This is a genomic window from Stutzerimonas kunmingensis, from assembly GCF_900114065.1.
In the GTDB taxonomy this organism is placed as follows: domain Bacteria; phylum Pseudomonadota; class Gammaproteobacteria; order Pseudomonadales; family Pseudomonadaceae; genus Stutzerimonas; species Stutzerimonas kunmingensis.
The window spans coordinates 43,561-55,696 of record NZ_FORS01000012.1 but is presented as its reverse complement, the minus strand read 5'-3'; the positions used below and the strand labels follow the sequence as shown (position 1 = coordinate 55,696).

Genomic DNA, 12,136 nt, shown 5'->3' with positions numbered 1-12,136 from the left:
CTGTTGCTTGGGCCGCAGCGAATCGGCTTTTAGCGCCTGCTCCAGCGTGGCGTGAAAAGGGCTGAGTTTGTTGAAGATCGCGCGGCGTTGGTAGACCGGCGGCTTGGCCTCAGGTGCTCTGACCCACTTGCGAATCGTGTTGCGCGCCAACCCGGTGCGCTTGGCTATCTCATGCAGCGACAGCTTGTCGCGGAAATACATCCGGCGGATTTTGCCCATCATTTCCATACTGATCACCCTGTGTTCTCCTGCTCAAAAATTGAGCAGAAGCAGTTGAACACCTGGGTCAGTTTTCAGTCGGCAGAACAGCCTCTACTGGGTCAGTTTTCGGTCAGCGGCAACAAAGCGGGATGACCGAAGCTTCTCGCTTTCCTGCAGCCAATCGACGCTCAGTTGCTCACACACCAAGCGTAGTGGCCAGAATGTCTGCCCCTCATGCTGGAAGTAGCCTACTGACAGGTCGCGGCTGTGGAGGCCGCCGGTCGGCAAGCTTTGCTTTGCTTTGTTGGAGGTCATGCATGGACGCTCATTAGGAGGTATCTCTTGGCTATCCGGCGGTGTGAGCCGCGCCCTGCCATGGGAATGAACCTTCAGAAGGCTGCTACTTCACGCGTAAAAGCCAGCATGTCATCTATATCTTTTGAATAAAAAGGCCGGTAAGGCAGCAGTATCGTGACTAGCTCGATGCTTAGCTGGTGTGGCTTATAAAGCAGGCCTTCCCGATCCATTTTTAATGAAAGAACAGAACAATCGAGCTCCATGCTCATCTTCCAACGATCAAAGTAAGCGCTCTTAGCCGGACGAATCGTGCTCAGAAAGGCCGGAATATCTTTGAAGTTCAGGTAGGGCGCGCCGCTAAGCGGATCGAAGCGGATACTAATATCTGAGCCGATTACATGGTTCAGCACTGCTGAAAGCTCGAAGTCGAAGCGGCTAAGGATGCGTTCAAAGCTTAGGTAGAGAACGTGCTTTTTAGCGTCGAGCAGGGCGGATCGCTCGGCGTCCAAGGCGATGAAGGGTGTGATAGTAGAGATGCTCATAACCGAAAATCCGTAATTCAGATAATCGGTAAGGTAGATATACATTCGAGCTTTGTCAACTGCTGGAATGCTTCTCCGTGGAAAAATCGATATACCGAGACGAGAACTTGGTGCTGCTGCGCTTGCTTAGACAATGCCGTATCGAGTCTGGCCTGACTCAAGGGCAGTTCGCCGAGGCACTTGGCCGCCCTCAATCGTTCGCAAGCGACATTGAGCGTGGCCTGCGCAGGCTTGACCTTATTCAGTTGCGAGACATCTGCCGTGTGCTGGGCCTCGGCTTGGTCGAGTTTGTACAGCGTTACGAATCCGAGCTGTCGCCGAAAGAGGCGCGAGAATAGCCCCGCGCGCTGTGTATCTGTCGGACTAGGCTGCTTCTTGCTGCACGCTGTTCCAGGCTGCGGAATACAGCGCAGCAGCATCGCTGCACAACAAGCGGATCGCTTGGATGCATGCACTCAGCGGTTCGCTTGCGAGCTCACTCGAACTGGGCGTGCCGCTGAGTGCACCGAGCAAACCAAGCACGGCCTGCTGGCGCAGCGACGCTTCGTCATAGAGCTCACTAGCGGAGGCATCGCTACGAAAGCCAAGTATGCAGCTGGGGTCGTTGGGTAGTAGTGGGGCGAAGCCGGCCTGCGGTCGTTGCGTGTTCCGGTCGGCCAGTGCGCTGTTTTGGTCAGCAGCATTGGGCTCGGATAGTGGGCTGTTGTCGCTAGTAGAGTAGGGCATGGTTGGTCCTCAGAACGGAAAGTTTCTGCTCACCAACGCCAATTGGTGAGCAGACCGCACGGGTTGGCGTACCGGTCTGAGGGCCGGCGCATCCGAAGATGCCCCGCACGGCCTGCCCATAAAGGCACAGCCATGCATGGAGCTAGAAATCTGCCTAGCCCCAATCTCAGAACCGGGACGCCAATCCCGTCCCCCTTCGGGGGGAGTACAAGCTATTGGAGCTCTAAGGGGCTGTCAATCTGCGAGCGGTAATGCTCGTTGCGCCAATTGCAGTTAAAACGAAACGGTACCCAAAACGGTACTCAAATTTATTTTTTACGGCTAGAAAAGAAAAAGGCCAGCTTAAAGGCTGACCTAACTCTTTGTTTTTTGTGGTGGGCCCACACGGACTCGAACCGTGGACCAAAGGATTATGAGTCCTCTGCTCTAACCAACTGAGCTATAGGCCCCCAGAAGGCCGGCGGATTATACCGGTGGTATTGCGGCGGCGCCAATCGAAGCAGGCCGCTCATGGGCATGCGGCAGCAAAAAGAACCCCCGGCATGCCGGGGGTTCGGGTCTTACTCGTCGAGGAAGGAGCGCAGGTGCTCGCTTCGCGTCGGGTGGCGCAGCTTGCGAAGCGCCTTGGCTTCTATCTGACGGATTCGCTCGCGGGTGACATCGAACTGCTTGCCGACTTCCTCGAGGGTGTGGTCGGTGTTCATGTCGATGCCGAAGCGCATGCGCAGTACCTTGGCTTCACGAGCTGTGAGGCCGGAGAGCACTTCGCGAGTGGCTTCCTTGAGACTTTCCACGGTAGCGACGTCGATCGGCGACTGCATGGCCGAGTCTTCGATGAAATCGCCCAGGTGCGAGTCTTCGTCGTCACCGATAGGCGTTTCCATGGAGATTGGCTCTTTGGCGATCTTCAGTACCTTGCGGATCTTGTCCTCGGGCATCTCCATGCGCTCGCCAAGCTCCTCAGGGGTGGGCTCGCGACCCATTTCCTGCAGCATTTGACGGGAGATGCGGTTGAGCTTGTTGATCGTCTCGATCATGTGCACCGGGATACGGATGGTCCGCGCCTGGTCAGCAATGGAGCGAGTGATCGCCTGGCGAATCCACCAGGTGGCGTAGGTCGAGAACTTGTAGCCGCGACGGTATTCGAACTTGTCCACCGCCTTCATCAGACCGATGTTGCCTTCCTGGATCAGGTCGAGGAATTGCAGGCCGCGGTTGGTGTACTTCTTGGCGATGGAGATCACCAGGCGCAGGTTGGCCTCGACCATCTCTTTCTTCGCGCGGCGGGCCTTGGCCTCGCCGATGGACATGCGGCGGTTGATGTCCTTGATGTCAGCGATCGCCAGGTCGCATTCCTGTTCCAGTTCGATCAGCTTCTGCTGGCAGCGAACGATGTCTTCCTTGCGGTTGCCGATGGCTTCGGCGTACTTGCCCTTGCCGGACGCCAGTTGCTCGGCCCAGTCGAGATTGGTCTCGTTGTTCGGGAACTGACGCAGGAAGTCGGCGCGCGGCATGCGGGCGTCACGCACACAGAGTTGCATGATGGCGCGTTCCTGGGCGCGGATCTGGCTCAGGGCGTTGCGAACGCGCTCGACCAGTGCGTCGTACTGTTTGGGCACGAGTTTGATCGGCATGAACAGGATGGCGAGTGCTTCGAGCTCCTCGACGGCCTGCTGGCTGGCGCGACCATGCTTCTTCAGCGCCTTGTTGGCCTTCTCCAGCTGCTCGGCGACTGCGCCGAAACGCACGCGCGCGACCTCAGGATCCGGGCCGCCATCGCCTTCTTCCTCTTCGCTGTCGGAGTCGTCCTCTTCCTCGTCATCCTTGTCGTCGGCTGCCGGCTTCGCGGTGGTCTGCGGGGTTTCCGGCTCGACCTCCTGGGGCGCGGCGGCGCCATCGTCGTCAGGATCGATGTAACCGCTGAGGATGTCGGACAGGCGACCACCTTCGGTCGTCACTCGCTCGTAATCGGCGAGGATGCTGTCGACGGTGCCGGGGAAGTGAGCGATGGCGCTCATCACTTCGCGAATGCCTTCCTCGATGCGTTTGGCGATTTCGATCTCGCCTTCGCGGGTCAGCAGTTCGACGGTGCCCATTTCACGCATGTACATGCGCACCGGGTCAGTGGTGCGGCCGATATCGGTCTCGACCGCAGCGAGTGCGGCGGCGGCCTCTTCGGCAGCGGCTTCATCGGTATCGGCTTCGGCCAACAACAGGGCATCGGCATCCGGGGCAACCTCGAATACATTGATGCCCATGTCGTTGATCATGCGAATGATGTCTTCCACCTGTTCCGGATCGGAAATATCCTCCGGTAGGTGGTCGTTGACCTCTGCGTAAGTCAGGTAACCCTGCTCACGGCCACGCTGGATCAACTCTTTGAGGCGGGACTGCTGTTGCGCTTTTCCGGACATATAACCCTATCCACTGAAGGTTCTGGCGGGCTGAAAACAAGCTGAGCATTATAGCCGAGCTAGGACCTCACGCGCCAGTTGAGGTCGATGCAGCGGGTGTTGCGTTACGACTCAACAGGTTACGCAGCTGGTCTTTTTCCTCTGCGCTGAGTTCACCCTGGCGAGCCTTGCGCAGCAGGCTTTCGAGTCGGCGTTCCCGCTGTCGGGCGGCAAGGCTATTAATGGTGTCGAAAAACTGCTGTTCAAGGTTATCGGCCGAGATCAGCCATTCTTTCTCTGCAAGTGCACGTAAAAGTCGCCCTTGGTCGGTTCCATGCCAGCGGGCGATCAGTTGCAGGCTGCGCAGTTTCGGATTCTTCTGCAGCGTGCCAAGCAGTGCAACGAGCAATTGCGCGTATGTGTCGTCTTCTGCGGCGAAATGGCTGACGTCCTCGACCTTCTGTGCTAGCTCCGGGTGGTGCAGTAGCGTCCGCAGCGTGGTCAGGGTCGGCGGCTCGACGGTAGCTGGCGTACGCGGACCGCGAGGTTTGAAGTCTGGTTGCTGTCCGGATTTTTTCCAGTCTTTCTTCCATTCCTTTTTTTCGCCGCGTTGTGGCTTGGGCGCTTCGGGAGGCTGGAAGTAGTCGGTCTCGGCGTAGTGCGAGCCCGTGTCGTAATAAGCGGCGTCGTCGTACTCGGCTGAGTTGTTGCTGGGTGCGGTGGTTGGCGCTGCTGCCATATGCTGCAGTGCTTCCCCGTTTAGGCCCGTGATCTCGGTGAGACGCTGGCGCATCAATGCGCGCAGGTTTGCACCGGGAATCTTTTCGATAAGCGGCGCTGCCAGGGTGGCCAAGTGGGCCTTGCCTTCCAATGAGCGTGGATCGGCTTCGTCGCTCAGTTGCTGGAAGAAGTAATCGGCCAGTGGCTGTGAGTGCTGCTGAATGCGCGCGCGAAATGCATCGGTGCCCTCGGCGCGGACCAGTGTGTCCGGGTCCTCTCCGTCGGGCAGGAACAGAAAGCGCGCCCGGCGGCCATCCTGCAGGTTCGGTAGCGTGGCTTCCAGTGCTCGCCAGGCGGCTTTGCGTCCGGCCGCGTCGCCATCGAAGCAGAACAGCACGCTGGGTACGATGCGGAACAGGCGCTTGAGATGCTCTTCGCTGGTTGCCGTACCAAGGGTGGCCACGGCGTTGCGCAAGCCTTGCTGGGCCAGTGCAATGACGTCCATGTAGCCCTCGACCACCATGATCTCGTCGAGATCTCGGTTGGCCTGCCGCGCTTCGTAAAGGCCGTAGAGTTCCTGGCCCTTGTGGAATACCGGGGTTTCCGGCGAATTCAGGTACTTGGGCTTGTCATCGCCCAGAACGCGACCGCCGAAGGCGATGACCCGGCCGCGGCTGTCGCGGATGGGGAACATCACGCGATCGCGGAAACGGTCGTAGCGTTTGCCGTTCTCGGCGTTCTCGATCAGCAGGCCGGCGTCGATCAGCGCTTTCTGCTGCAGCGCATCGCCGCCGAGATGCTTCATCAGGTTGTCCCAGCCGGGCGGGGCGAAGCCCAATCCGAAATCCCGGGCAATCACGCCGGACAGGCCGCGGCCCTTGAGGTACTCCACGGCCGACTTGCGGGTCGCGTGGCTTTTCAGGGCTTGGCGGTAGTAATCGGCGGCGGCAGCCAGCAGTGGGTAGAGCGGCGAATCGACCGGCTGGCGTGGCTTGTGTTTGCGGCCGCTTTCCTCGTGGGGGACTTCCATTCCCGCGCGCTTGGCCAGTTCCTCGACTGCCTGGGGGAAGTCCAGCTGGTCGTGGTCCATGACGAAGCCCAGCGCATTGCCACCAGCGCCGCAGCCGAAGCAATAGTAGAACTGCTTGTCCGGACTGACGCTGAACGAGGGTGTCTTTTCCTTGTGAAAAGGGCAGAGGGCGCTGTAGTTCTTGCCGGCCTTTTTCAGTTGGATGCGCGAGCCGACCACCTCGACGATGTCGGAGCGGTTGAGCAGGTCGTCGATGAAGGATTGGGGGATCAGGCCGGCCATAGAGGTATCTGATTACGCTCGCATTGCATGAGCCGGAAATGAAAAAACTCCGGCCTTTCGCCGGCTGGCGAAGCGGAGTAAGCATGCAATGCAAAGCCCGGCCTGAGCCGGGCTTGATGCGACGTCAGCTGTACTGGATTAGTACAGGCGGACGCTGCGGCGCTGCTCGCGCTGCACTTTCTTAGCGTGACGCTTGACTGCAGCGGCAGCCTTGCGCTTGCGCTCGGAAGTCGGCTTCTCGTAGAACTCGCGCGAGCGGACTTCGGCCAGAACACCTGCTTTTTCGCAGGAACGCTTGAAGCGACGCAGTGCTACGTCGAAGGGTTCATTCTCTTTAACTTTGACAGCGGGCATCCAGGACTTACCTTCACTTGATTACCGGTGGCAACGCGCTTCGGCAATGACTCGCAAGCACGCTGGTTTTAAGGGTTGCGGATGTTACCCGCTCCAATTGCGGAATGCAAAGCCCCTGATCGAAAAGCGCTGGTCGGTCGGACGGCCCGACGATTAATATGCACGGCTTCATTCGCCCTCCGGAAAGGTTGAACCCATGCTGGTGCTGGGGTTGGAAACGTCCTGCGACGAGACTGGTGTCGCGCTTTACGACAGCGAACAGGGCCTGCTGGCCGACGCGCTATTCAGCCAGATCGACCTGCATCGCGTCTATGGCGGCGTGGTGCCTGAGCTCGCCTCGCGCGATCACGTGAAACGCATGCTGCCTCTGATTCGCCAGGTGCTGGAGGAGGCGGGCCGCGAGGCCGGCCAGATCGATGCGGTGGCCTATACGGCCGGCCCCGGACTGGTCGGTGCGCTGCTGGTTGGGGCCTCCTGCGCCCAAGCACTGGCGTTGGCCTGGGGCGTACCGGCTGTCGGCGTGCACCATATGGAAGGTCACCTGCTGGCTCCGATGCTCGAAGCGCAGCCGCCGCAGTTCCCGTTCGTCGCCTTGCTGGTGTCGGGTGGCCATACGCAGCTTGTTCGCGTGGATGGCATTGGCCGGTACGAGCTGCTCGGCGAATCGGTGGACGATGCCGCCGGTGAAGCCTTCGACAAGACCGCCAAGCTGATGGGCCTGCGTTATCCCGGTGGGCCGGAAATCGCCCGTCTGGCCGAGCAGGGCACTCCGGGACGCTTCGTCTTTCCGCGGCCGATGACTGATCGGCCCGGTCTGGATTTCAGTTTCAGCGGCCTGAAGACCTTTACCCTCAATACCTGGCAGCAGTGCCGCAGCGCGGGCGACGAATCCGAGCAGACCCGCTGCGACATCGCGCTGGCGTTCCAGCAGGCTGTGGTCGAGACGCTGACCATCAAGTGTCGCCGGGCGCTTAGGCAGACTGGCCTGAAGTCGCTGGTCATCGCCGGCGGGGTCAGCGCCAATCAGTCTCTGCGCCAGGCGCTGGAGCGGATGCTCGGTGAGTTCAAGGGTCAGGTCTTCTATGCGCGGCCACGTTTCTGCACCGACAACGGTGCGATGATCGCTTACGCTGGCTGTCAGCGCTTGCTCGCCGGGCAGCATGATGGTCCGGCGATCACCGTACAGTCGCGTTGGTCGATGGACACACTGCCGGCGATCTGATGAGCGTCAGAGCGGTCAGAAATGCCGTTCCCGGCCGGCGAACAGGTCGCGCACGTTGCTGCGATGGCGCCAGACGATCAGTGTGGCGAGCAGGCTCATCGGCAACAGCGCGCCGGGTTGCTGCCAGGCCAGCAGTGGCAGGCATAGCGGCAGGGCGATAAGGGCAGCCAGCGAGCTGGTCCGCGTCAGGCGGAATACCAGCAGCCAGGCGACGATGGCGAGCAGTGCGGCCGGCGGGTAGAGCGCGAGCAGGGTGCCGGCGGCGGTGGCGACACCCTTGCCGCCACGGAAGCGAAAATACAACGGATAGAGATGGCCGCAGACCGCTGCCAGACCGATCCAGGCCTGTTGCTGGACGGACATGTCCAGCGAGGCGGCCAGCAGTACGGGCAGCAGGCCCTTGAGCAGATCGCCGAACAGCGTGTAGATCGCCAGTCGCTTGCCTGCCAGACGAAGCATATTGGTGGCGCCGGGATTGCCGGAGCCACCGGCGCGCGGGTCGGGCATTCCGGCCAGGCGGCTAAGCAGTATGGCGAATGACAGCGAGCCGATCAGGTACGCGAGCAAGGTCAGCAGCCAGAACATGGAATCCATCCGGGGCAGGGAGCCTCTGAGTCTAACGGCGCGTTTCGAGCTTGTCGTGCCGCAGGAGAACGTTGCGTGGATACAGTCTTCATCGAAGGCCTGGAAGTGGATACGGTAATCGGCGCCTACGACTGGGAGCGCGGGATTCGCCAGTGCCTGCAGCTCGACCTGACGCTGGGCTGGGACATACGACCAGCCGCCGATAATGATGAGCTGGACAAGGCTCTGGACTATGCCAAGGTCGCTGAGGCCATCGATCAGTTCGCCTGCGCGGCGCGCTTCGAGCTGGTCGAAACCTTCGCCGAGCGTCTGGCGCAAAAGTTGATGAGCGAGTTCGGCATCGTCTGGCTGCGCCTGCGGGTCACCAAACCAGGCGTCAATGCGCGTGCCCGTGCGCTGGGCGTGGAGATCGAACGCGGATGTCGCTGACCCCCGTCATGCTCGGCCTGGGCAGCAATGTGCAGCGCATCGAGCGCCTGCATGCCGGGCTCGATGCGCTGGCCGAGCTGCTGCAGGATATGCGTTGCTCGCCAGTGTTCGAGAGCCTGGCGGTGGGCTATAAGGGCGACAACTTCTACAACCTGGTGGTCGCCGGCTACACCGACCTGCCGCTGACGGAACTGGACCGCCGGCTCAAGTTCATCGAGGCGGACAACGGCCGTTACGCGCCGGATCGCAAGGGGTTGCCGCTGGATATCGATGTGCTGCTGTATGGCGAGCTGGTCGGCAACTTCCATGGCTTGCTGCTGCCGCGTGCGGAGATCCTGAAGAACGCCTTCGTGCTCTGGCCGCTGGCGTTATTGGCGCCGACCGTCAAACATCCCGCTGCAGGCGAGGCCTTTGCCGATCTGTGGGCGCAGTCATCCATTGACCAGGAGCTCTGGCCCGTGCCGTTTCAGTGGCGCGGCAGCGAGCTTACGCCTGCCGATCTGATCCGCAACCATCCTCCACAGCGCGCCTGAATTGCCTTACCGCGAATATTCCCGGCAGTAGATGCTCAGGGCATTGAGGCGCGCAGCACCGAGCGCTTTGCCCAGCTCGGCACCTTTGAATCCTTGATCCAGTAGCGGTTTGACCGGCACGGCATGGGCCGCGCTGGCCGCGCCATGCAGATAATCGGCTTCGAAGAGCAACTCGCCGGGAGCGCCTGCCAGGGCGTGCATTTCACAAGCCGCGACGAACTGCTCGAAGCGCTCCGGCCGCCGGTAGATGTCGAAATGCTGCAGCATGTCGAGCAGTGCATCGGCATGCAGTTTCTTGGCGTTGAACGCGTCCTCGTGATACCTGCCGAGCAGCATCGCCAGCTCTTGGCAATCCCTCGGCGCCTTGCAGCGCTGGTTGAGTGTATCGATGGCGGCCAGACGTGGTTGCTGGCTATCGGCCGACGTGGTGCAGCCAAGTAGCAGGCAGGCCCAGCGTACCGGCAGTGGCTGAGCATGTTCGGCGCACTGCCGAAGAGTGCCAAGCAGGTGCCCACCGGCAGCATTGCCCTTGGCGAAGGTGGCGGCCAGTTCCGGGAACAGCTCGGCCAGCGCGTCACACTCCTGCAGCACCTGAATGAACACATCCGGCCGCGGCTCCATCAGCGCACGCGAAATCTCTTTCCAGCTGCGCTCCGCCGTCAGCGCCGACAACTCGCCGGAGCGTGCCAGCTGACGCATCAGCTCCAGCGTCTCGTCGGCGATACGGAAACCCAGTTCGGCATAGCGTGCGGCGAAGCGCGCCACGCGCAGAACACGCAATGGATCTTCGGAGAAAGCGGGAGAAACGTGGCGCAACAGCCGTGCCTGCAGGTCACGCTGACCGCCGTAGGGATCGATCAGCTGGCCCTGGTCATCTTCGGCGATGGCATTGATGGTGAGATCGCGGCGCTGCAGATCTTCTTCGAGGGTGACGTCGGGGCTGGCATGGAAGGTGAATCCGCCATAGCCACGACCGCTTTTGCGCTCGGTGCGCGCCAGGGCGTATTCCTCGCCGGTCTGCGGGTGCAGGAAAACCGGGAAGTCCGCACCGACCGGGCGGAAGCCGCTGGCCTGCATTTCTTCCGGCGTGGCACCGACCACCAGCCAGTCGACCTCGGTCACCGGGCGCCCCAACAGGCGGTCGCGTACTGCGCCGCCGACTTTGTAGATCTGCATGTCCACCTCCGTTGGCGCGGAGGATAAAGGATATCGGCGCTGAGGCTACAGCGTGGCGGGTAAGGAAGGGTCGCGGAGGTGGGCCGCGGCCCACTGTCAGGCGAAGTTCATGCCGGGAAAACGGTTGTCGGTCTCTGCCTCGCTGCTGGGTCTTGGTGGCATGTGATGGGTATTGACCAGCTTGTCGTCCTGCATCGACTGCAGGTGCACATCGAAGCCCCACAGCCGATGCAGATGCTTGAGCACCTCTTCGGTGGACCCGCCCAATGGCTTGCGGTCGTGCTGCATGTGACGCAAGGTCAGCGAGCGATCGCCGCGACGGTCGACGTTCCATACCTGGACGTTGGGCTCGCGGTTGCCGAGGTTGTATTGCGCGGCGAGCAGTTCGCGAATGGTGTGGTAACCACTTTCATCGTGGATCGCCGGGACCAGCAGCTCGTCCTTGCGGTCATCGTCAAGGATGCTGAACAGCTTGAGGTCGCGGATCACCTTCGGCGAAAGGAACTGCAGGATAAAGCTCTCATCCTTGAAGTTGTTCATGGCGAATTTCACCGTGGTCAGCCAGTCGCTGCCGGCGATCTCCGGGAACCAGCGCTTGTCCTCCTCGGTGGGGTGCTCGCAAATCCGGCGGATGTCCTGGTACATGGCGAAGCCCAGGGTGTAGGGATTGATGCCGCTGTAGTAGGGGCTGTCGAAGCCTGGCTGGTAGATCACGCTGGTATGCGACTGCAGAAACTCCATCATGAAGCCGTCGGTGACCAGGCCCTCGTCATACAGATCGTTGAGCAGGGTGTAGTGCCAGAATGTCGCCCAGCCTTCGTTCATCACCTGGGTCTGGCGCTGTGGATAGAAGTACTGCGCGATTTTGCGCACGATACGCACCACCTCGCGCTGCCATGGCTCCAGCAGCGGGGCGTGCTTCTCGATGAAATAGAGGATGTTTTCCTGCGGCTCTGCCGGGAAACGCTGACTGTCCGCCAACCCATCGCCCTTGTCCGTGCCCTTGGGAATGGTGCGCCAGAGGTCGTTGATCTGCCGTTGCAGATGCTCCTCGCGATCCTTCTGGCGTCGGCGCTCTTCTTCTGCAGAGATGGGGTAGGGACGCTTGTAGCGGTCGACACCGTAGTTCATCAGTGCGTGGCAGGAGTCGAGCAGGTCTTCCACCGCATCGATGCCGTGCCGCTCCTCGCATTGCATGATGTACTGCTTGGCGAACACCAGGTAATCGATTATCGAGCTGGCGTCGGTCCAGGTGCGGAACAGGTAATTGCCCTTGAAGAAGCTGTTGTGCCCGTAGCTGGCGTGGGCGATCACCAGTGCCTGCATGCACATGGTGTTCTCTTCCATCAGGTAGGCAATGCAGGGATCGGAATTGATGACGATCTCGTAGGCCAGACCCATCTGCCCGCGCTTGTAGTGTTTCTCGGTGTGCAGGAACTGCTTGCCGTAGGACCAGTGGTGGTAACCCAGCGGCATGCCAACCGAGGCGTAGGCGTCCATCATCTGCTCGGCGGTGATCACCTCGATCTGGTTCGGGTAGGTGTCCAGCGCGTAGCGCTCGGCGATGCGGCCGATCTCGCGGTCGTACTGCCGAATCAGGTCGAAGGTCCATTCCGAGCCGGTGGAAATGGGCTGTCGCTTCATGC

General features: G+C 60.9%; 13 protein-coding genes, 1 tRNA gene and 1 pseudogene. 4 read left to right on the top strand and 11 right to left on the bottom strand.

Annotation, left to right across the window (positions count from 1 at the left end):
* The 3 genes and pseudogenes from BM275_RS20285 to BM275_RS20280 all read right to left on the bottom strand — a co-directional run.
* Positions 1-219: pseudogene (locus tag BM275_RS20285) on the bottom strand (IS21 family transposase); the annotation flags it as partial.
* A 93-nt stretch (positions 220-312) separates the two neighbouring features.
* Complete coding sequence (locus BM275_RS22300) at positions 313-516, bottom strand: hypothetical protein (protein ID WP_167362183.1); 204 nt, start codon at positions 514-516, stop codon at positions 313-315.
* Positions 517-590: 74 nt separating this feature from the next.
* Positions 591-1,040 carry a hypothetical protein gene (locus BM275_RS20280; protein ID WP_139229593.1) on the bottom strand — a complete coding sequence of 150 codons (450 nt, stop codon included), beginning with the start codon at positions 1,038-1,040 and terminating at the stop codon, positions 591-593.
* Positions 1,041-1,117: 77 nt separating this feature from the next.
* Between BM275_RS20280 and BM275_RS20275 the strand changes: the two genes are divergently transcribed.
* Positions 1,118-1,378 (top strand): helix-turn-helix domain-containing protein, encoded by a 261-nt coding sequence (locus BM275_RS20275; protein WP_045633615.1) that lies wholly within the window; start codon positions 1,118-1,120, stop codon positions 1,376-1,378.
* Between the two features lie 25 nt (positions 1,379-1,403).
* On the opposite strand, the gene BM275_RS20270 is transcribed toward BM275_RS20275, so the two are convergent.
* The 5 genes from BM275_RS20270 to rpsU all read right to left on the bottom strand — a co-directional run bounded on the left by BM275_RS20270 (position 1,404) and on the right by rpsU (position 6,545).
* Complete coding sequence (locus BM275_RS20270; RefSeq protein ID WP_244153895.1) at positions 1,404-1,766, bottom strand: hypothetical protein; 363 nt, start codon at positions 1,764-1,766, stop codon at positions 1,404-1,406.
* 372 nt (positions 1,767-2,138) lie between these two features.
* Positions 2,139-2,215: transfer RNA gene (locus BM275_RS20265), tRNA-Ile, on the bottom strand.
* 111 nt (positions 2,216-2,326) lie between these two features.
* Positions 2,327-4,180: an RNA polymerase sigma factor RpoD gene (rpoD, locus tag BM275_RS20260; protein WP_003300993.1), complete on the bottom strand. Its 1,854-nt coding sequence runs from the start codon at positions 4,178-4,180 to the stop codon at positions 2,327-2,329.
* A gap of 67 nt (positions 4,181-4,247) precedes the next feature.
* Positions 4,248-6,191 (bottom strand): DNA primase, encoded by a 1,944-nt coding sequence (gene dnaG / locus BM275_RS20255; protein WP_090523212.1) that lies wholly within the window; start codon positions 6,189-6,191, stop codon positions 4,248-4,250.
* Positions 6,192-6,329: 138 nt separating this feature from the next.
* Positions 6,330-6,545, bottom strand: a complete 216-nt coding sequence (gene rpsU / locus BM275_RS20250) for a 30S ribosomal protein S21 (protein ID WP_003296736.1) — start codon at positions 6,543-6,545, stop codon at positions 6,330-6,332.
* 196 nt (positions 6,546-6,741) lie between these two features.
* Here rpsU and tsaD point away from each other — a divergent pair, with 196 nt between their 5' ends.
* On the top strand, positions 6,742-7,767 hold the full coding sequence (gene tsaD / locus BM275_RS20245; RefSeq protein ID WP_090523210.1) for a tRNA (adenosine(37)-N6)-threonylcarbamoyltransferase complex transferase subunit TsaD: 1,026 nt from the start codon (positions 6,742-6,744) through the stop codon (positions 7,765-7,767).
* A 15-nt stretch (positions 7,768-7,782) separates the two neighbouring features.
* Here tsaD and plsY read toward each other — a convergent pair whose 3' ends face one another.
* Positions 7,783-8,352 (bottom strand): glycerol-3-phosphate 1-O-acyltransferase PlsY, encoded by a 570-nt coding sequence (gene plsY / locus BM275_RS20240; RefSeq protein WP_090523223.1) that lies wholly within the window; start codon positions 8,350-8,352, stop codon positions 7,783-7,785.
* A 75-nt stretch (positions 8,353-8,427) separates the two neighbouring features.
* Here plsY and folB point away from each other — a divergent pair, with 75 nt between their 5' ends.
* Both folB and folK read left to right on the top strand, forming a co-directional pair.
* Positions 8,428-8,781, top strand: coding sequence for a dihydroneopterin aldolase (gene folB / locus BM275_RS20235; RefSeq protein WP_090523207.1), 354 nt, complete (start codon positions 8,428-8,430; stop codon positions 8,779-8,781).
* Positions 8,772-9,314, top strand: a complete 543-nt coding sequence (gene folK, locus BM275_RS20230; RefSeq protein WP_090523204.1) for a 2-amino-4-hydroxy-6-hydroxymethyldihydropteridine diphosphokinase — start codon at positions 8,772-8,774, stop codon at positions 9,312-9,314. Before folB ends, folK begins: the two co-directional genes overlap by 10 nt.
* Positions 9,315-9,320: 6 nt before the next feature.
* Here the strand turns inward: folK and BM275_RS20225 are convergent, their stop codons facing one another.
* Both BM275_RS20225 and BM275_RS20220 read right to left on the bottom strand, forming a co-directional pair.
* Complete coding sequence (locus BM275_RS20225; RefSeq protein ID WP_090523202.1) at positions 9,321-10,490, bottom strand: multifunctional CCA addition/repair protein; 1,170 nt, start codon at positions 10,488-10,490, stop codon at positions 9,321-9,323.
* Positions 10,491-10,586: 96 nt separating this feature from the next.
* Positions 10,587-12,134, bottom strand: a complete 1,548-nt coding sequence (locus BM275_RS20220) for a SpoVR family protein (RefSeq protein ID WP_044314698.1) — start codon at positions 12,132-12,134, stop codon at positions 10,587-10,589.
* Between the last annotated feature and the right edge of the window lie 2 nt (positions 12,135-12,136).

Bases quoted from the DNA above. Each gene is read 5' to 3' on its own strand.
- BM275_RS22300 (WP_167362183.1), bottom strand. From the start codon at position 516: ATGACCTCCAACAAAGCAAAGCAAAGCTTGCCGACCGGCGGCCTCCAC.
- BM275_RS20280 (WP_139229593.1), bottom strand. From the start codon at position 1,040: ATGAGCATCTCTACTATCACACCCTTCATCGCCTTGGACGCCGAGCGA.
- BM275_RS20270 (WP_244153895.1), bottom strand. From the start codon at position 1,766: ATGCCCTACTCTACTAGCGACAACAGCCCACTATCCGAGCCCAATGCT.
- rpoD (WP_003300993.1), bottom strand. From the start codon at position 4,180: ATGTCCGGAAAAGCGCAACAGCAGTCCCGCCTCAAAGAGTTGATCCAG.
- dnaG (WP_090523212.1), bottom strand. From the start codon at position 6,191: ATGGCCGGCCTGATCCCCCAATCCTTCATCGACGACCTGCTCAACCGC.
- rpsU (WP_003296736.1), bottom strand. From the start codon at position 6,545: ATGCCCGCTGTCAAAGTTAAAGAGAATGAACCCTTCGACGTAGCACTG.
- tsaD (WP_090523210.1), top strand. From the start codon at position 6,742: ATGCTGGTGCTGGGGTTGGAAACGTCCTGCGACGAGACTGGTGTCGCG.
- plsY (WP_090523223.1), bottom strand. From the start codon at position 8,352: ATGTTCTGGCTGCTGACCTTGCTCGCGTACCTGATCGGCTCGCTGTCA.
- folK (WP_090523204.1), top strand. From the start codon at position 8,772: ATGTCGCTGACCCCCGTCATGCTCGGCCTGGGCAGCAATGTGCAGCGC.
- BM275_RS20225 (WP_090523202.1), bottom strand. From the start codon at position 10,490: ATGCAGATCTACAAAGTCGGCGGCGCAGTACGCGACCGCCTGTTGGGG.
- BM275_RS20220 (WP_044314698.1), bottom strand. From the start codon at position 12,134: ATGAAGCGACAGCCCATTTCCACCGGCTCGGAATGGACCTTCGACCTG.